The 17,754-nt window shown below is 61.6% G+C and carries 19 protein-coding genes and 1 riboswitch; of the genes, 9 read left to right on the top strand and 10 right to left on the bottom strand.

Translation table 11 applies throughout. The annotated features are described in order from the left end of the window. Nucleotides 1-31 precede the first annotated feature (31 nt). The gene (gene uvrB, locus DN611_RS02175) at nucleotides 32-2,002 is read right to left on the bottom strand and encodes an excinuclease ABC subunit UvrB (RefSeq protein WP_119310548.1); all 1,971 of its coding nucleotides are present in this window, start codon (nucleotides 2,000-2,002) and stop codon (nucleotides 32-34) included. A 541-nt stretch (nucleotides 2,003-2,543) separates the two neighbouring features. Continuing rightward, on the bottom strand, nucleotides 2,544-3,221 hold the full coding sequence (locus DN611_RS02170; RefSeq protein ID WP_021747980.1) for a JAB domain-containing protein: 678 nt from the start codon (nucleotides 3,219-3,221) through the stop codon (nucleotides 2,544-2,546). A 216-nt stretch (nucleotides 3,222-3,437) separates the two neighbouring features. Continuing rightward, a riboswitch (M-box (ykoK) riboswitch) is annotated at nucleotides 3,438-3,600 on the top strand. 108 nt (nucleotides 3,601-3,708) lie between these two features. On the opposite strand from DN611_RS02170, the gene mgtE reads away from it, so the two are divergent. Next, nucleotides 3,709-5,091, top strand: coding sequence for a magnesium transporter (mgtE, locus tag DN611_RS02165; protein ID WP_025545088.1), 1,383 nt, complete (start codon nucleotides 3,709-3,711; stop codon nucleotides 5,089-5,091). Between the two features lie 43 nt (nucleotides 5,092-5,134). Here the strand turns inward: mgtE and DN611_RS02160 are convergent, their stop codons facing one another. After that, entirely contained in the window at nucleotides 5,135-5,341 is a 207-nt protein-coding gene (locus DN611_RS02160; RefSeq protein ID WP_021747977.1) for a CopG family transcriptional regulator, read from the bottom strand. A 349-nt stretch (nucleotides 5,342-5,690) separates the two neighbouring features. On the opposite strand from DN611_RS02160, the gene DN611_RS02155 reads away from it, so the two are divergent. The 3 genes from DN611_RS02155 (at nucleotide 5,691) to DN611_RS02145 (ending at nucleotide 6,680) form a co-directional block, all read left to right on the top strand. Next, the gene (locus tag DN611_RS02155) at nucleotides 5,691-5,876 is read left to right on the top strand and encodes a DUF1540 domain-containing protein (protein WP_021747975.1); all 186 of its coding nucleotides are present in this window, start codon (nucleotides 5,691-5,693) and stop codon (nucleotides 5,874-5,876) included. Between the two features lie 79 nt (nucleotides 5,877-5,955). Next, on the top strand, nucleotides 5,956-6,309 hold the full coding sequence (locus tag DN611_RS02150; RefSeq protein WP_021747974.1) for a sulfite exporter TauE/SafE family protein: 354 nt from the start codon (nucleotides 5,956-5,958) through the stop codon (nucleotides 6,307-6,309). After that, nucleotides 6,306-6,680 (top strand): TSUP family transporter, encoded by a 375-nt coding sequence (locus tag DN611_RS02145; protein WP_256264995.1) that lies wholly within the window; start codon nucleotides 6,306-6,308, stop codon nucleotides 6,678-6,680. The genes DN611_RS02150 and DN611_RS02145 overlap by 4 nt, the downstream gene beginning before the upstream one ends. Nucleotides 6,681-6,839: 159 nt before the next feature. Here DN611_RS02145 and DN611_RS02140 read toward each other — a convergent pair whose 3' ends face one another. The 5 genes from DN611_RS02140 to spoIID all read right to left on the bottom strand — a co-directional run bounded on the left by DN611_RS02140 (nucleotide 6,840) and on the right by spoIID (nucleotide 12,956). Beyond that, nucleotides 6,840-8,111 (bottom strand): S1C family serine protease, encoded by a 1,272-nt coding sequence (locus tag DN611_RS02140; RefSeq protein ID WP_119310546.1) that lies wholly within the window; start codon nucleotides 8,109-8,111, stop codon nucleotides 6,840-6,842. Between the two features lie 7 nt (nucleotides 8,112-8,118). After that, nucleotides 8,119-9,597: a sensor histidine kinase gene (locus DN611_RS02135; RefSeq protein WP_021749292.1), complete on the bottom strand. Its 1,479-nt coding sequence runs from the start codon at nucleotides 9,595-9,597 to the stop codon at nucleotides 8,119-8,121. A gap of 281 nt (nucleotides 9,598-9,878) precedes the next feature. Then, entirely contained in the window at nucleotides 9,879-10,583 is a 705-nt protein-coding gene (locus DN611_RS02130; RefSeq protein ID WP_025545561.1) for a response regulator transcription factor, read from the bottom strand. Between the two features lie 147 nt (nucleotides 10,584-10,730). Then, the gene (locus tag DN611_RS02125) at nucleotides 10,731-11,858 is read right to left on the bottom strand and encodes a polysaccharide deacetylase family protein (RefSeq protein ID WP_119310545.1); all 1,128 of its coding nucleotides are present in this window, start codon (nucleotides 11,856-11,858) and stop codon (nucleotides 10,731-10,733) included. A gap of 69 nt (nucleotides 11,859-11,927) precedes the next feature. Beyond that, a complete protein-coding gene (gene spoIID / locus DN611_RS02120; protein ID WP_119310544.1) occupies nucleotides 11,928-12,956 on the bottom strand; it encodes a stage II sporulation protein D in 1,029 nt (342 codons plus the stop codon). Between the two features lie 150 nt (nucleotides 12,957-13,106). On the opposite strand from spoIID, the gene DN611_RS02115 reads away from it, so the two are divergent. Next, nucleotides 13,107-13,970: a hypothetical protein gene (locus tag DN611_RS02115; RefSeq protein WP_119310543.1), complete on the top strand. Its 864-nt coding sequence runs from the start codon at nucleotides 13,107-13,109 to the stop codon at nucleotides 13,968-13,970. 213 nt (nucleotides 13,971-14,183) lie between these two features. Here the strand turns inward: DN611_RS02115 and DN611_RS02110 are convergent, their stop codons facing one another. Beyond that, nucleotides 14,184-14,666 carry a nucleoside deaminase gene (locus tag DN611_RS02110; RefSeq protein ID WP_119310542.1) on the bottom strand — a complete coding sequence of 161 codons (483 nt, stop codon included), beginning with the start codon at nucleotides 14,664-14,666 and terminating at the stop codon, nucleotides 14,184-14,186. 79 nt (nucleotides 14,667-14,745) lie between these two features. Between DN611_RS02110 and DN611_RS02105 the strand changes: the two genes are divergently transcribed. Together DN611_RS02105 and DN611_RS02100 are read left to right on the top strand one after the other, a co-directional pair. Further along, the gene (locus DN611_RS02105; RefSeq protein ID WP_025544947.1) at nucleotides 14,746-15,009 is read left to right on the top strand and encodes a DUF2508 family protein; all 264 of its coding nucleotides are present in this window, start codon (nucleotides 14,746-14,748) and stop codon (nucleotides 15,007-15,009) included. Next, nucleotides 15,000-15,263: a pro-sigmaK processing inhibitor BofA family protein gene (locus DN611_RS02100; RefSeq protein WP_119310541.1), complete on the top strand. Its 264-nt coding sequence runs from the start codon at nucleotides 15,000-15,002 to the stop codon at nucleotides 15,261-15,263. Before DN611_RS02105 ends, DN611_RS02100 begins: the two co-directional genes overlap by 10 nt. 22 nt (nucleotides 15,264-15,285) lie before the next feature. On the opposite strand, the gene DN611_RS02095 is transcribed toward DN611_RS02100, so the two are convergent. Beyond that, complete coding sequence (locus DN611_RS02095; protein ID WP_119310540.1) at nucleotides 15,286-15,636, bottom strand: hypothetical protein; 351 nt, start codon at nucleotides 15,634-15,636, stop codon at nucleotides 15,286-15,288. Nucleotides 15,637-16,032: 396 nt separating this feature from the next. Here DN611_RS02095 and rplM point away from each other — a divergent pair, with 396 nt between their 5' ends. Then, nucleotides 16,033-16,464 (top strand): 50S ribosomal protein L13, encoded by a 432-nt coding sequence (gene rplM, locus DN611_RS02090; RefSeq protein WP_036630356.1) that lies wholly within the window; start codon nucleotides 16,033-16,035, stop codon nucleotides 16,462-16,464. Nucleotides 16,465-16,479: 15 nt separating this feature from the next. Next, nucleotides 16,480-16,884: a 30S ribosomal protein S9 gene (gene rpsI, locus DN611_RS02085; protein ID WP_021749304.1), complete on the top strand. Its 405-nt coding sequence runs from the start codon at nucleotides 16,480-16,482 to the stop codon at nucleotides 16,882-16,884. Nucleotides 16,885-17,754 lie beyond the last annotated feature (870 nt).

Below are 17,754 nucleotides of genomic sequence, written 5' to 3'. Positions count from 1 at the left end.
GTACGCCATACACCCCTGCTCTTTGCGGAGGTCACTTCTCCCCCCGCAGCTCGATGATCCGGTCACGCAGCACCGCGGCGTACTCGAATTCCAGCATCTTGCTGGCCTCGCGCATCTCCTTCTCCAGCTTGGCGATCTCCGCCGCCCGCTCCTGCTCCGTCAGCTTGCGCTTCTTGTGGGCCCGGAGGGTGTCCTCCTCCGCGGTCTTGGAGATCTCCAAAATCTCCCGGACGCCCTTGATGATGGTCTTGGGCACAATGCCGTGCTCCTGATTATAGGCGTCCTGGATGGAGCGGCGGCGTTCCGTCTCGTCGATGGCCGCCCGCATGGAGGGCGTGATCTCGTCGGCGTACATGATAACGAGGCCGTCTGCGTTTCGGGCCGCCCGGCCGATGGTCTGGATCAGGCTGGTCTCGGACCGGAGGAAGCCCTCCTTGTCCGCGTCCAGGATCGCCACCAGGCTGACCTCCGGCAGGTCCAGCCCCTCCCGCAGGAGGTTGATGCCCACCAGCACGTCGAACTCTCCCAGCCGCAGGCTGCGGATGATCTCCATGCGCTCGATGGTCTGGACATCGGAGTGCATGTACCGTACCCGGATGCCGGCGTTTTTCAGGTACTCCGTCAGGTCCTCCGCCATCTTCTTGGTGAGGGTGGTCACCAGTACCCGCTCGTCCCGGGCGGCTCTTGCACGGATCTCGTCCATCAGGTCGTCGATCTGGCCGGTGACAGGCCGGACCTCCACCCTGGGGTCCAGCAGGCCCGTGGGGCGGATCACCTGCTCCACCACCTGGTCCGCCCGCTCCCGCTCATAGGGGCCGGGCGTTGCCGAGACAAACACCGCCTGGCCGATCCGCTCCTCGAACTCCTCGAACTTCAACGGTCGGTTGTCGTACGCACAGGGCAGGCGGAAGCCGTACTTCACCAGGGAGTCCTTCCGGGCATGATCGCCGTTGTACATGGCCCGGACCTGGGGCAGGGTCACGTGGCTCTCGTCCACGAACAGCAGGAAGTCGTCCGGGAAGAAGTCCAGCAGGGTCATGGGGGCGGAGCCGGCGGGCCGGTCGGAGATGATGCGGGAGTAGTTCTCGATGCCGGAGCAGTAGCCCAGCTCCGCCATCATCTCCATGTCGTACTCCGTCCGCTGACGGAGCCGCTGGGCCTCCACCAGCTGGTTGTTGTCGGTGAAGTATTTCACCTGATCCTCCAGCTCCTGGCGGATCTCCAGAATGGCTTTGTCCATCTTGTCCTTGGTGGTGACATAGTGGCTGGCTGGGTAGATGGCCACGTGGTTCAGCACCCGGTTCACGCTGCCGGTGACCGGGTTGAAGTCGCTGATCCGGTCGATCTCGTCCCCGAAGAACTCCACCCGGATGGCGTGGTCCCGGTAGTAGGCGGGGTAGATCTCCACCGTGTCCCCCCGGACCCGGAACATGTTCCGCTCAAAGGCGATGTCGTTGCGCTCGTAGCGGATCTCCACCAGGCGGCGCAGCAGCTCATCCCGGTCCCACTCGGCCCCCACCCGGAGGGACACCACCAGGTTGGCAAAATCGTCCGGCTCGCCCAAGCCGTAGATGCAGGACACGGAGGATACTACGATCACGTCCCGCCGCTCCAGCAGGGCACAGGTGGCACTGAGCCGCAGCCGGTCGATCTCGTCGTTGGTGGAGGCATCCTTGGCGATATAGGTGTCCGTATGGGGGATATACGCCTCTGGCTGGTAGTAGTCGTAGTAGGAGACGAAGTACTCCACCGCGTTGTTGGGGAAGAACTCCTTGAACTCCGCGCACAGCTGGGCGGCCAGGGTCTTGTTGTGGGCCAGCACCAGCGTGGGCCGCTGCACCTGCTCGATGACCTTGGCCATGGTAAAGGTCTTGCCGGATCCGGTAACGCCCAGCAGCACCTGCTCCTTCAGCCCGTTCTCGATGCCCTCCGCCAGCGCGGCAATGGCCTGCGGCTGGTCCCCGGAGGGTTGATATTCAGATACGACTTCAAATTTCGGCATAGCTCTTCTCCGCAATTTTTTCTTGCTATGGTCTCCGGGGACCAGCCCCGGCCCAAAGGGCCGGCGCCGCGGCCGCGGCGCACAAGCGTTTTGGCGCAGTCAAAACCTTGGACTGGGCGGGCTTTGCCTGCCCGGTCCATCCGAATCACGGGGTCCCCGCAAAAGTGCCGCTTTTGCGGGGTTCCCCGGAGGGCTGATATTCAGATACGACTTCAAATTTCGGCATAGCGGCATTCCCTCCACCCATCAAACAGATTTTCAGCCACGGCCATCCTATCACACCCGTCATCTTTTTGCAACATTTGTTCGACTTTTATCAAAGGAACCATGCCTTGAAAAAAGCGAAGGGACAAAAAAGGAAGGGGGGCTAGGGGAACCCCTCCGGTTTTCCCCAGTTCGTTCGCCAGCGGCGAAGGAAGAACTTGAAGTCATTTTCACCGCGGCGTGTACGTGGCAAAATACCCCGACCCAAGCGCCTTGGGCGCGTTCGCCAGTCCACAGACTGGTGGTGGGGGTTCTAAAGGGGGAGCCTGCTCCCTCTTTACCCCAGCAGGTCGCCGCTGTCCGCCATGGAGACGAAGTCCCGGTCCGCCACCACGATATGGTCCACCAGGCGGACGCCGATGGTCCGCAGGGCCTCCGCCACCTGGCGGGTGGCGGCCTCGTCGCTGGAGGAGGGCACCGCCACGCCGCTGGGGTGGTTGTGGGCCAGGATCACCGCGCTGGCGGAGGTCAGCAGCGCCATCTCCACCACCTTGCGGATGTTCAGATCCGCGCTGGCCACGTCCCCCTCCGCCAGCCGCTTGCAGGCCAGGAGCCTGCCCTTGCGGTCCAGGCACAGCAGGAAGACCAGCTCCCGCCGCTCGCCGGCAAATCGCTCCAGCAGATAGGCCCCCGCCCGCTCGGAGGAGTTGAGGATGGTCTCCTGGGACGCGTCCGCTATGCGGGCCTTCCGGCTGAGCCGGGAGACCAGGGACAGCAGGATGGCCGCGCTCTCCCCGATGCCCTCCACCTTCTCCAGATCCTCCACCGGGGCGTTCAGCACGCCGGAGAGGGAGTCGTACCGCTCCATCAGGGCGTGGGCGATGGGGTTGGTGTCCCGCCGGGGGATGGCGTAGTACAGCAGCAGCTCCAGGGCCTCGTGGTCCGCAAAGCCCTCCAGCCCCGTCTCCAGAAACCGCCGGCGCATCTTCTCCCGGTGTCCGTCGTGTATGCCCATGGAGGGCCTCCTCTCGCTGAAACGCCCCGTTTCGGGCACAGATTTGGAACATCTTATTATACCACAGGCCGTCCTCTATCACAAGCGGGATTCCCATTTGTAAAATGGAGTGCAGCGGTATTTGAGGGGCCTGTAAAATTGTGGGGAGTTTTTTTCTGCCGCCTTGACAGGGGGCAGAAATTGGCATAATATGAAGAAAGAGTTTCGGCAAAACTGCATACCGTCCGGTAGGTAAGGCTACCACAGGGATACGGATCGCTGCCGCGGAGTGATGGAGACATCATGAGAGGGTTTGAACAGGTGCTATCGAACACGAAGGTATCATCTAATGTGATTTCACCGCCTTGTGAGGCTAAAGCTTGAACGGCCGCAGGGTCCGCTGATGCGGCGTCCCTGTTTTCACAAGGAAATTTCCGACTGCACCGGACAGGAGCGGCCGGGTTTTTTTGTTTTCTCAACCCCCAGCTTCACGGAGAGGAGGACGCGCATGTTTGAGCAGGAAGAGCAGCGGGACGAGCTGCTGGAAAAGATCGAGGATCTGATCTCCCGAAAACGCTATGCCGAGCTGCGCGACCTTCTGCTGCCCCTGGAGGCCCAGGACATCGCGGGCCTGTTCATGGAACTGGACGACAAGGTGCCTATGGTGTTCCGCCTGCTGCCCAAGGAGCAGGCGGCCGAGGTGTTCGTGGAGCTGGATTCTGAGGAGCAGGAGGTGCTCATCCAGAGCTTTTCCAACACGGAGCTGAAGGAAGTGCTGGACGAGCTGTACCTGGACGACGCGGTGGACATCGTGGAGGAGATGCCCGCCAACGTGGTCAAGCGCATCCTGCGCCACGCGGACCCGGACGTCCGCAAGAGCATCAACGAAATCCTGAAATACCCCGACGACTGCGCCGGCAGCATCATGACCACGGAGTACGTGGATCTGAAGGCCACCATGACCGTGGAGGACGCCCTGAAGCGCATCCGCCGCACCGGCCCGGACAAGGAGACCATCAACATCTGCTACGTCATTGACGAGGGCCGCCACCTGCTGGGGTATCTCTCCATCCGCACCATTCTGCTGTCGGAGGAGGACGACGTGGTGGGGGACATCATGGATACCCATGTGATCTCCGCCAACACCCTGGACGACCAGGAGGATGTGGCCCAGACCCTGAACAAATACGACTTCCTGGCCCTGCCCATTGTGGACACGGAGAACCGCCTGGTGGGCATCGTCACCGTGGACGACGCCATGGACGTCCTGCAGGAAGAGGTCACCGAGGATATCGAGAAGATGGCCGCCATCCTGCCGGGCGACAAGCCGTATCTCAAGACCGGCGTGTTTGAGACCTGGCGGGCCCGGACCCCCTGGCTGATGATGCTGATGTTGTCCGCCACCTTCACGGGGATGATCCTGACCCACTTTGAGAATTCCCTGGCGGCGGTGCCCATTCTGACCTCCTACATCCCCATGCTCTCCGGCACCGGCGGCAACAGCGGCACCCAGGCCTCCACGGCGGTGATCCGCGCCCTGTCGCTGGGGGAGGTCCGATTCAGCGATCTGCTGCGCGTGGTGTGGAAGGAGTGCCGCGTGGCGCTGATCTGCGGCGTGTGCCTGGCGGCGGCCAACTTTGTGAAGATGATGGTGGTGGACTGCTGGCTGCTGGCCAATCCCACCGTAACGCCCGCCGTGGCGGCGGTGGTGTGCTGCACCCTGGTGGGCACGGTGGCCTGCGCCAAGCTGGTGGGCGCCTCCCTGCCCATTTTGGCGGAGAAGATCGGGTTCGACCCGGCGGTGATGGCCTCGCCCTTCATCAGCACCATCGTGGACGCGCTGTCTCTGCTGATCTACTTTCGGTTTGCAACTTGGATCCTAGGCGTATAAATCACCTGAAAAGGCTGCGCCTTTTATGTAAAAAACGAGGAGCTTATAGCTCCTCGTTTTCTTTTATAACGCAGTTTTCAGCGGCATATTCCAAAAACATACCAATCAATGCGTTTCTTGTGTAACCGCTTTTTTTCGCAATGGCGTCTAGTTTCTCCACGGTTTCATTTTTGACCCGCACAGAAAATGTACGGTATCCGTCATCCCCTTTTGGGCGTTCTTTTTTCACTTTGATTTCAAACTTTTCCATATAGCCACCATATATAACATATATTCATAACATATTTTACTATTGACCTGTCGCTGTGTATATGTTATAGATTATATCATAATAATATGTGAGGTGATTGTATGGAAAGATCTTTAACCTGCTCCGACTGCGCACACTACTACCAGCACTACATCCGAACGCACCGCCGTTTTGTGGAGATCCATGACGGCCATTGCGTCGCCGCGCCCCGCGCCAGGAATCGGACGCCGGACACGCCCGCCTGTGACAAATTTTTACCCAGGCCGGACCGTACATAACCCGGCCGCGCCTGCGCACACTAGAGAGCGGCGAAAGCCACACACTTTTTCACGCAGGAGGATCTTTTGTTATGACGAATACCAACAACGGCTGCGCCTGCACCCCCAACCAGAGCATCAAGTGCACGGTCACCAACTGCGCCCACCACTGCCAGGACCAGAACTACTGCGGTCTGAACGCCATCACCGTGGGCACCCATGAGACCAACCCCACCAAGGTGGAGTGCACCGACTGCCAGAGCTTCCAGATGAAATAAACCAGGTCCGACGGGCTTCGGGCGTCCTCTTCGGCTCCCGAAGCCCGCCGCTTACATCCTTGAGGAAAGGCGGGATCACATGGAACATCGCTGGCCGGCGCGGATCGCCGGCACTGCGGCGGGGCTGGCCAACGGCCTCTTCGGCGGCGGGGGCGGCATGGTCTTCCTGCCCATCCTCTCCCGCTGGGGCGGCCTCTCCCAGCGGAAGCTGTACGCCACCTGCGTGGGCGTCATCTTTCCGGTGTGTCTGGTGTCCGCCGCCGTGTACCTGTTTCGGGGGGAGCTCTCCCTCCTGGCGGCGCTGCCCTATCTGGCGGGCGGCCTGGTGGGCGGCTGGATCGGCGGCAAGCTGTACGGCAGAGTCTCCGTCAAGTGGCTCAAATGGCTGTTCGCCGGTTTTCTGTTCTACGCGGGGGTGAAGTATCTGCTGTGACGGACTGGATCATTCCCTTTCTCTGCGGCCTGGGGGCCAGCATTCTCTCGGCCTGGGGTGTGGGCGGCGGCACGCTGCTGCTTCTGGTCATGACGCTCTTTCTGGATGTGGACCAGCGGACCGCTCAGGGCATCAATCTGCTGTTCTTCCTGCCCACCGCCGCCTCCGCCCTGGTCTGCCACGCCAGGGGCGGCTATCTGGACAAGCCCACCCTGAAAAGCGCCGTCCCCCTGGCCGTGGCCGCCGCCCTGGCCGGGGCCTGGATCGCCACCAATCTGGACGTGGCGGTCCTGCGCAAGCCCTTCGGCGTGTACCTGCTGCTCTCCGGTGTCAGCCTGCTGTGGCCCCAGCGCCGGAAGAAACAGGCATGACACAGGCCGCGGGAGAAGTCCTTCAGGGCTTTTCCCACGGCCTCACAATGTTTTTTCCACACTGCCCCGCAGGGCAGACACCCCGCTCTTCCGCCCCGGGCCGGGAGCACTTCCGGCAAGCAAGGGCGCGGCCTGCACCGCAGGCCGCGCCCTCGTTCTTTATTCCACCGGGTCGTTCAGAGTCAGCGTCACTTCCATCCGCTCCCCGTCCCGCCAGATTTCCATGGTCACCTGATCGCCCACATACAGCTGCCGCCGGATGCGCAGCAGCTCCTGACTGGTTTCCACCGGCCTGCCGCCGGCGGCGAGGACGAAGTCCCCCTCCCGGATGCCCGCCAGGTCTGCGGCGGAGCCGGGCGTGACCTCCAGCACCTGCAGGCCCCAGATGTCGTCCTCCAGCCGGGTGCCCGTCTGGAGCACCGTCACGCCGAAGGAGGGCTCCGGCCGGACCTCTCCATAGGTCAGCAGGTCGTTCACCAGCCGCCGGATGGAGGCGGAGGGAATGGCGAAGCCCAGACCCTCCACATTGGAGTAATCAGAGCTCATCTTGATGGTGTTGATGCCCACCACCTGGCCGCAGGCGTTGATTAGGGGGCCGCCGGAGTTGCCGGAGTTCAGGGCCGCGTTGGTCTGAACCAGCGTCATGGTCCGGCCGTCCACCTGTACATCCCGGTTGATGGCGGAGACGATGCCGTCTGTCAGTGTGCCGCGGAGCTCCACGCCCAGCGGGTTGCCGATGGCGTAGACCTTGTCGCCCACCACCAGCTGGTCGCTGTCGCCGAAGGTGGCGGCGGGAAGCCCCGTCAGCTCCACCTTGAGGACCGCCAGATCGTTCCGCTCGTCTCCGGCCACGTACCGGGCCTCATAGGTCCGGCCCGTGTCCATGGCGACGGTGCAGTCCCGTCCCCCCGCCAGCACGTGGTAATTGGTGAGGATATAACCGTCCGCCCGGAAGATGACCCCGGTGCCCACGGAGACGCTGTCGTCCAGCTGGACCATCACAGTCACCACCGACGGGTTCACCCGCTGGTAGATCTCCTGGGCCGTCAGCTCCCGGCCGTGGTCCGTCTCCACCTCCAGCACGGCGCCCTCCCCGAACGGATAGGTGGGGATGGTGACTGCCCCGGACGCGTCCTCTTCCTCCTCCCAGCCGTGGTCGTAACGGTACTCAAAGGGATCGGCACTGCTGCCGGCCGGCAGCAGATACCAAATCCAGGAGCCCGCCGCCACGCCCAGCACCACCGCCAGGCAGGCCAGGAAAATCCACAGCCCGGTCCTGCGCCGCCGGCGGGGCTGCCCGGGCGCGGCAGGCCGTCCCGGCAGGGGGCGGCTGTACCGCTCCACCACCTCCCCGGGCAGCGGCTGTCTGTATACCTCTACGATCTCTCCGGAGAGACGGTCCTCTCCGGCCAACTGCTTTTCTTCCTCCATGCACGCCTCACTCTGTGGCCAGTGAGAAGGAGAACGCGGTCACGCCGTCCTCGCTGGTCACACTGATCTTTTCCTTATGCTGCTCTAAAATCGTCTTGACGATGTACAGCCCCAGGCCGTAACCATCCTTGTCCTCGCTGCGGGACTTGTCGCTTTTGTGGAACCGCTCGAACAGCAGCGGCAGCTCCTCTGCCGGGATGGTGTCCCCCTCGTTCCGCACCGTCACCCGGGCCTTGCCGTCGATGGTGGTGACGCCCAGATAGAGAGTGGAGCCCTCCCGTGCGAACTTGGTGGCATTTTCCAGCAGGTTGTAAATCACCTGCGTAATCATGTCCTTGTCCCCCAGCACCAGAATGGGCTCCTCGGGGATATCCGCCTCCACATCCAGATTCCGGTCTGTGATCTTCCGCTCCATGGAGATCAGCACCCGGCGCATACTCTCGCAGATGTCGAAGTGCTTTCCCTCCCGCAGGGGGTCGATGGCCTGCAGCTGGCTCACGTCCAGCATCCGCCGCACCAGCCGGCTCAGGCGGCGGCTCTCGTCGGAGATGATCTGGAGATACTGCCGCTCGTTCTCCGGCGGGATGGTGCCGTCCAGAATGCCGTCTGTATAGCCGGCGATGGTGGTCATGGGCGTCTTCAGCTCATGGGAGATGTTGGTGATGAACTCCCGCCGCTGGCGCTCCGTCTGCTGCAGGTTCTCCGCCATGTTGTTGAAGGAGGCCGCCAGCTCTCCCAACTCGTCATCCCGGCCGTAGTCGTTCATGCGGATGTCGAAGTCCCCCTCCGCATAGCGGCGGGTGGCCTTGGCCATCTCCCGGATGGGCTGGATCTGCCGCATGGTGGTGATGGAGGACGCCATGAAGGAGATCATCAGCACCACGAACGCCGTCATGAAGAACAGCCCGATGAAGCCGGACCACATGGTGTCCAGCGAGGTGGTGGAAGACACGGCATAGACCATGCCGACGGGGTCGGGGGTATCCTCGCTTATGGCCGGAACGCCCACCACGAACCGCTTGTTGGAGTACAGGCCGTCCACGTCCGTGCGCCTGGAGCTGATGCCCTCCTCCAGCACCTCTGCGGTCATCTCCTCCGGCATAGTCACCACCAGCCCGCTGAGAGACGCATCCGTGGACAGCAGCACGTGGCCCTCCACGTCGCAGATCAGGAAGTCCACCTCGGACACCGTGGCAGCGAAGGAGGCCAGACGCTGGAAGTCCTCCTCGTGCTGCAGCTCCTCCATGTCCAGGTACCGCCCGTTTTCCAGATAGCTGGCGGAGAGCTGCCCCACCACCTGGGCCTGGGCGGCCAGCTCCCCGTTCTCCTGGCCCCGGGCGTAGTTGTAGCTCAGGGAGAAAAACGAAACTCCCAGCAAAAACAGCGTCAGGAGCACCATGCCGACGGTGACGAACATCTGCCGCCAGTACAGGCCCCTGAACTTGTTGTGCATCCGTTTTGCAATACGCGCGATCCGTACCTTCATGAGACCTCCCTGCCCGGTTTTCCGCCTGAAAAGGCAAAGGTCTTTTCAGGCGGTTTTGTCAGCTCTCCTTTGCCCCGGGGGCGCCTGCCAGCTCGAACTTGTACCCCACGCCCCACACCGTTTTCAGCGCCCACTGGCTGCTGTTTTCCCCGGAGGCCGCAGGCCTCCGGGGGCCCCTTTCATCTCACCAACCTGCCGGAAATGAATTCCGGCAGGTTCAAGGGTCCTGCGGACCGCTTGACGCCGCTTTCGCGGCGCCGGGGCCTTCGTCCCCGGAAACGTCAGCTCTCCTTTGCCCCGGGGGCGCCTGCCAGCTCGAACTTGTACCCCACGCCCCACACCGTTTTCAGCGCCCACTGGCTGCTGACGTTTTCGATCTTCTCCCGCAGCCGCTTGATGTGGACATCCACTGTCCGGCTGTCGCCGAAGTAGTCAAAGCCCCACACCTCATCCAGCAGCTGGTTCCGGGTGTACACCCGGTTGGGGGTGGAGGCCAAATGATACAGCAGCTCCAGCTCCTTGGGGGGCGTGTCGATTTTCTTCCCATCCACGATCAGCTCGTAGGAGTCCAGGTCAATCACCAGCTTGTCGAACGTCAGCCGCTTGCTGGTGTCGTTGGGGATCTCCGTCCGCCGCAGGACTGCATTGATCCGAGCGATGAGCTCCTTCATCTCAAAGGGCTTCACCACATAGTCGTCCGCCCCCATCTCCAGGCCCTGGATGCGGTCGAACACCTCGCCCTTGGCCGTCAGCATGATGATGGGCACCTTGCTGGTCTCCCGGATTTTGGCGCACACCGACCAGCCGTCCATCACCGGCAGCATGATGTCCAGCAGGATCAGGTCCGGAACCTGCTTCTGAAACTCCTCAATGGCCTTGCCGCCGTCTCCGGCGATGCGGACGTCGAACCCCTCCTTCACCAGGTACATGTGGATCAAATCACAGATATTGCGGTCGTCTTCCACGACCAGGATGTTGCGGCCCATGGCGCTCCCTCCCATTTCGATATGTCTCTCTTCGCTGGTTCTGCCGCCCGCGGCGTCCGCCTGTTCACAGACACAGCCGATTCTTGATATCCTCTATTATATCCGCTCCCGGGGCGGTATGTTGAATATTTTGTAAATCTTGGCAGGTCAGGACACCGTCTCCGTCATGGCCAGACAGCGGTCGTCCGCCGCCTCCGCCGCAGACAGGAACGTCCCAAGCCCTGCGGCGTTGGCGCTGTCGCCCAGCCAGACAGTGACCTCGCCGCCCCGGCTGGTCACCCGCTGGAGCAGCGTGTCGGCGGCGCCGGTGCTGCTGAGGGGATACGCCGCCCGGTCCAGATCCGGGTCCAGCGGGCAGAAGCCCGCCGCCTCCGCCGCGGAGACAGACTCCTCCCCGGCGTTTTCAATCCAAGCCAGCCGGGTCTTGACGCTGGCGGCCTGGGAGAGCAGGCGGTTCCCCGTCTCCAGCTGTTCCGTCACCGGGCGGTCCGCCGCGGCGTCCACCGCCAGCCCGATGGCCTGCCCTGTGGCGGTCATTCGCCGCAGCAGGTCGCCGCCTTCCCGCAGAAACGCCTCCGTACAGTAGAAAGCCGCGTGGGCGTCATAGCGGTCCAGAATGTCCAGCAGGGACTTCACCCGCTTCGGGTCCGCGGCCTCCACACAAAGATAAATCCGCTGCCCGGTGACGGTGGAGGGCTCCGTTTCCTCCGGCGCGATGTCCTCTTCCGCACTCTGGTTCCGCAGGTACTGGTTGTACTCGTAGTCCATCCGGGACTTGGCGGCGTCGGCAAAGTACCGCTCCTCCATATCCATATCCGGATTGCGCACCCAAACCAGATAGCCCCGGTCCACCTCCACGGTGGAGTAGAGCAGGCCGAAGCACCGGGCGATCAGAGAGATGGGCAGGAAGATCACGCCACCCCGCTGGATGGGCTTCTGGAAATACAGGTTGCCCTCGTTGTCGATGGCATAGTCCTTGTTCAGGTCAAATACCAGGGAGCTGTATACCGTCTTGTCCACATACAGCAACACGGTCTGCCGGGCAATATTGGGGTAGTAGGACACGCCCAGATCCCGGCCCACGCCAGTGAAGATAGTGCTGGGCACATACAGATAGCCGCCGGACCAGAAGGGCATGGTGTCGTCCGACAGCGTCAGCACGTTTTTGTTGACTGCGGTGAAATACACCGTCTCCGCCGCCCCCGACGGGACCGGCGACAGCTGGAACACCAGCAGCAGGCACAGCAGCAGTGCCGCGAGCTTTCGTCTCATCATGTCCTCCCTTCCGCAGAAGCTCCCCTGGAAGATTGTATTTTACCACATTTCCGGCTTTTTTGTAAAGAGTCACCCCATGGCGGCAGTAGTATAGGGCTCCACGGTGACGCCGGTATAATAGTGGGTGAGGATCGTCCGGTAGTCCGCTCCCTCCTTGGCCATCTGGTTGGCGCCGTACTGGCTCATACCCACGCCGTGGCCGTAGCCAGTGACGAAGAACACCAGCTTGCCGTCCGCCGCCTCCCACTCGAAGCAGGCGGACCGCAGCCCCAGGACGCTCCGTAAAGTGCTGCCCTTCATGCTCACGCCGCCCACGTCCACCGACTCCACGCTGCCGGCGGTGTCCGTCACGGCGTTTTGCAGCCAGCCGCTGATGTCGCCGGACAGGTCCGCCTCCGGATAGGAGGCCAGGACCTTCTCCCGGAACTCCTCCGCCGTGAATTCCACACGGCTGTAATAGTTGGGGATGCTGTCCGCAGGCTCCGGCGAAGACACCGCCTGGAGATAGGGCAGGTCGCTGACCCACACCTGGCCGGAGGAGCGGGTCTGCCCGGCGGAGCAGGAGTGGAACACCGCCAGGATGGGCACGCCGCCGTACAGGATGGTCTCTCCGTCGGTCTCCCGGACGGCGGTCTCGATCTTTTCCTCATAGGCGTCCGCGTTCTCGCCCCAGTTGTTCCGGGCGTTTTCCTCCGAGATATACGCCTGGCAGCAGGTGGAGTCCGTGCAGATGTCCGCGGTGTCGCCGTGGTTGCCGCCGGTCTGCATCTTGTACAGGGTGTACGTCCGGGCTGCCACTGCCTGGGCCTTCAGAGCCTCCGGCTCAAAGGAGGCGGGCATCTCCGCCCGGACCACGCCCACCAGATACTCTCCCAGGGTCATCTCCTCCACCGTGTCCCCCGCCAGGACCTTCAGCACCATCTCTCCGTCCAGGTCCCCTGGCTGAAAAGGCTCCCGCTCCGACTCCACAGCGATGGGATCATCGGAGAAAAGCTCTGTCTGAAAGGGCACTACCACCGCCAGGGGCAGGGCAAACAGCAGCACCAGCAGCACCGCGGAGATGGCGGCGCTCTGGTGCAGATCAGAATGGCGTCTCATGGAAATTCCTCCTCTTTTGTTCCCCGTCTGCGGGCCTGTCCCTTCACTGTATGCGCCCGGAGGGCGGAAAATGAGGCCGGCATGGACAAACAGCCTTTCCCGTGGTATACTGGCTTTTGAAAATCTGTCATGATAAGGAGATCGGCTCCTATGAAGAAATACGTGCTCTGGCCCCTGCTGGCCGCCATTGGCGGTGTGGGGGCATTCCTGCTGCGGCTGCTTCAGCGCAGCACTGGGTTCGAGGTGGACACAGGCCTCCCCATCCCCGGCAATCTGTACGCCATCCTGCTGGTGGCCTGGTTCGTGGTTCTGGCGGCAGTCTGCCTGCTGGTGGCCCGGCCCCTTCTGCCTGCGGACCGAGAGGACCCACCCCTCTTTCCCACAGGCTTCTCCGTGGCTTCCCCCGGGCTGCTCACTCCGGCGGTGATGGGGCTCTTCCTGCTGACAGCCTCCGGCGTTCTGGACCTGCTCTTCGGCTTCTCCGGCGCCAGCGCCCTCACCGGCAGCGGAGAGACGGTGACCGTTTTTGTGACCGCCCAGGGCAGTCAGCTCTTCTCCGGCAGGGAGCATCTGGTGGTGGGTCTGCTGTCTCTTCTCTCGGCGGCCAGCCTGCTTCCCGCTGTGCCTGCCTGCCGCATCCGGCCGGAGGGCGAGACGCGCAAGCCCTTTCAGAGTCCTCTGCTGCTGGTGCCCGTCTGCTGCCTAGTGGTGCGGCTGGTGCTGACCTACCGGGTGGTGTCCGTAGACCCGTCCCTCACAGATTACTACACGGAGCTGCTGGCGGTGGTGTTCCTGGCTCTGGCCTTCTACCGGCTGTCCTCCTTCGCCTTCCGGGCGGGGCGGACCCGCCGCTTCGCCGTCTATGCGGCGCTGGCCATCGCCTTCTGCCTGGCCACTCTGGCGGACCGGCCGGATCCGGCCCGGCTGCTGTTCTACCTGGGCGGCGCCGTGACGCTTTTCGGCTTCCTGCTCCAGCGGACGGCGGTACTGGCCGCGCCCTGGGACAATACCTGACAGTTTATCACAAAATCCCCGCGGCCGGGAGTGCCCGCCGCGGGGATTTTCCGTTTGTTCACAAATACCGGGGAAATCGAGAAACGGACCAGCCTTTCGGCTGGTCCGTTTCCCTATTTTTTGGAAGATTGGATGAAAAGAAGTTTTGTCTCTTGCAAGTATTAAGATACTAGAGAGTTGTTAAGCAAACCAGCATCAATTGTTACAAAAGTCTTAAATCAAATCTGAGGGTCGATTTTTTTCTCCGGCCCGGAGCCCGGCAAAAAAATCCGCCAGCACCCGGCGGCAGTCCTCTCCCAGAATGCCGCCCACCAGGGCGGGCCGGTTGGGGAAGCTCTCCATAAACAGGTTGGTCACTCCGCCGCAGGCACCGAAGGCCTCGTCCCGGGCGCCGTACCAAACCCGGCGGATACGGGCATTCAGGATAGCCCCAGCGCACATGGGGCAGGGCTCCAGCGTCACGTACAGTTCGCAGTCATCCAGCCGCCAGGTGCCGAGGTGCTCGTTGGCCTGGGCAATGGCCTCCATCTCCGCATGGGAGGCGGTGGCCTGCTTCTCCTCCCGCCGGTTGCGGCCCCGGCCCACGATTTCCCCGTCCCGGACGATAACGCAGCCCACGGGCACCTCCCCCGCCGCCGCGGCCTCCGCCGCCAGCGCCAGAGCCTGGGCCATGAAGTTCTCCTGTTCTGTTGGCATGTTCTTCCTGCCTCCTTGTATGAAAGCTGGCATATTTGTCCAAACTCCCCGTAAGAATATGGATAGGAGGGACACTGCCATGAAACCTGTTTTTGCCAAGAAAGCCGCCCGCCCCGACCCGGAGCTGCTGACCCTGAAGGCCGAGCTGCTGGAGGCCCAGGGGGACCTGGCCCAGGCCTATCGCCAGTTCGACCAAGCCCTGGACCCGGAGCTGGTGGAGTCCTGCGTCTACCAGATCAGCGCCGTGAAGGCCCGGTGCAACTATCTGATCCGCGCCATCAAGGAGCGGAGTCCCGAGGCAGCGGCTGCTGCCGGGCTGGAGGGGGCGTCCACATGGACCTGAGTCAGAAGATCATCGCCGCCATCCTGGCGGGCTTCTTTCTCGTCGCTCTGATCCGGGTGTTCAGCTCCCCCTTCCGCCTGGCGCTGAAACTACTGCTGAACACCCTGTTGGGGTTTCTAGCCCTGGGGGCCGTACGGCTGACGGCGGGCCTCACCGGCATCGCCCTGGGGCTGAACCTGTGGAATGCCCTGGTGATCGCCGTCCTGGGCCTGCCGGGATTTGTGCTGCTACTGTTGGTCCAGTGGATCTTGTAGCATTACATATTGTTTTCAAACGTCAGGGCAGTTCTTCGCCCCGGGCGTCAAAATACCGGTCCACCAGGCGCCAGCCCATGTCCCCGCCTGTAAACCGCCAGATGGTCAGGGACGGCGGGGCGGGGATGGAGACGGATTCGTCCAGGCCTGCGTCCACCCGCAGCCGGACCTCCGTCAGTTTTTCCGATTCATTCCCGATGACGTAACAGGCTTCCGTGGCCGGAATAGCCCTCATGGGCTGGGTGTAGACGCCCCGCACCGGGTACGGGCCGTACATCCACACCGGATGCCCATACGCTTCATAGTCCCCATCGACATTCTGCGGGAACCGGACGATGTAACGCTCGTCCGGTTTTCTCTCGCCCAAAAACATGGCGAAGCGGTCCGGCCCATCGTCCCCCACCGCCGGCAGTCAGATGGGGCCGGTGCCCCGGTCCGCCATCTCCCAGCAGAGATAGCGAGCGATCTCCCCAGGGCTTCTGCCATAGCAGCGGCGCAGAGAATCCGCATAAGGCCGGCCGCGCAGAAGATCCAGCGCCCCCAGGCGTTTCGGCGTACAGGGCCTTCCCCCGAAAAATTCAAAATAGAACGTGAGAAATCAGGAGATAATAAGAGGTATCAAGAGAAATTCAGAGATTTATCCCGGTTAAACGAAATCCCCGTTGACATTCCCCCGCCGCCGTGGTATAAATATCCTTGCTCCGATTGTAACCCGGAGCTCTTGATTTGTAAAGCAAAGCAAAGAATTTCAATATACGGAGGAAACACCATGTCCACTTTTATGGCAAACAAGGCCAACATTGAGCGTAAGTGGTACATCCTGGACGCCGCGGGCAAGCCCCTGGGCAAGACCGCTGTCCGGGCTGCCGACCTGCTGCGCGGCAAGACCAAGCCCACTTTCACCCCCAACGCCGACTGCGGTGACTATGTCATCATCATCAACGCCGGCAAGGCTGTGCTGACCGGCAAGAAGGGCACCCAGAAGATGTACCGTACCCACTCCGGCTGGATCGGCGGCCTGAAGGAGACCCCCTACCGCATCCTGATGCAGGAGCAGCCCGAGCTGGCCATGAAGGTGGCTGTCCGCGGTATGCTGCCCAAGAACACCATCGGCAAGGAATCCCTGAAGCGGCTGCACATCTATGCGGACGCCAACTACGAGCAGCAGGCTCAGAAGCCCGTCGCTCTGGACGCGGAATAAGGAGGAGTTTGAAGTATGTATCAGTCCAAGAAGCCCTATCTGTATGGCACTGGTCGCCGGAAGTCCTCTGTGGCCCGCGTCCATCTGTTCCCCAACGGCACCGGCTCCATCACCGTCAACGGCCGGAGCATTGATGAGTATTTCGGTCTGGACACCCTGAAGATGCTGGTCCGTCAGCCTCTGGAGGCCACCGGCAACACCGGCAAGATGGATGTTGTGGCCACTGTCACCGGCGGCGGCGTGTCCGGCCAGGCCGGCGCCCTGCGGCACGGTATCGCCCGCGCCCTGCTGCTGGCCAGCGAGGACAACCGTCCCATCCTGAAGAAGGCCGGTTTCCTGACCCGCGATCCTCGTATGAAGGAGCGTAAGAAGTACGGTCTGAAAGCGGCAAGACGTGCGCCCCAGTTCTCCAAGCGTTAAAAAGTTGCTTTTTCCCCGGAAAACTTCGGTTTTCCGGGGTTTTTCTTTTCTAAAAGTTGGTGGCATGGATTCCGGTATGTCTATTTGTGCCTTGAACTATGTTGCTATATATAGTGGTTTAGATGAATTTTAGACACAATATTTGGGGCTACTTTGAGGTTACGGACCCGTTTGAGGTTACAAATGAGGTTACGGAGATTTTCGATTTTCAGAACTTTTCGAGGCAATTTGCGCACTTCTGCTCCAGTTACGAAAAGGCTTCAAAATGTTATGAAGAAATTGAAATGTGGAATTCCGGTTTTTTGAGAGATAGAATTGATTATCAAACCGTTTCATGTTGTGTTGTGATATCTTTTCCACAAGGTCAAGTGATAAAATCTCGTGTGTTTGAACCGAAGTATTGGCCGTTATGTGTGAAAAAGCAAACGCACTTCCGTGCAGGCTGTCCGCCTGTTGGAAGTGCGTTTGCTCGATGAAAAACTTGTTCTGCTTTCAGCAGCTCATATTTCAAAAGATCGAGGGAGGCCCTGCCTGCATCTGCCCCCAGGCCATAGACCACTTGCAGCTTAACGGGGTCTTTCTCCACCCGCCCGATTGGGAGCGATTCTGCGAGAAGGACTACGAGCAACTTTTTCCTTGCCTTTCCATTTCGATGATGTCCCCCACTTGCCGGTTGTAGACCTCCCATAGCCGGTTGAAGGAGCGCAGCCAAGGAATGGGACGCTACTTTCGATAATCCAGAGGCAGGGTAAGCACAAGAACGATATGGCGCTCTACCATTGCTCGAAGACAAGATACAGCAAATGTAAAGGAGATTGGCTCTGGAACTTTTCACTCTCGGCCCGTTGTCCTTGTGTCAGTCAGGTAATT

Source organism: Oscillibacter sp. PEA192, assembly GCF_003574015.1.
GTDB classification, from domain to species: Bacteria; Bacillota; Clostridia; order Oscillospirales; family Oscillospiraceae; genus Oscillibacter; species Oscillibacter welbionis.
Note: the sequence above shows the minus strand (reverse complement) of the source record. Positions and strands in the feature narration are given on the sequence as shown.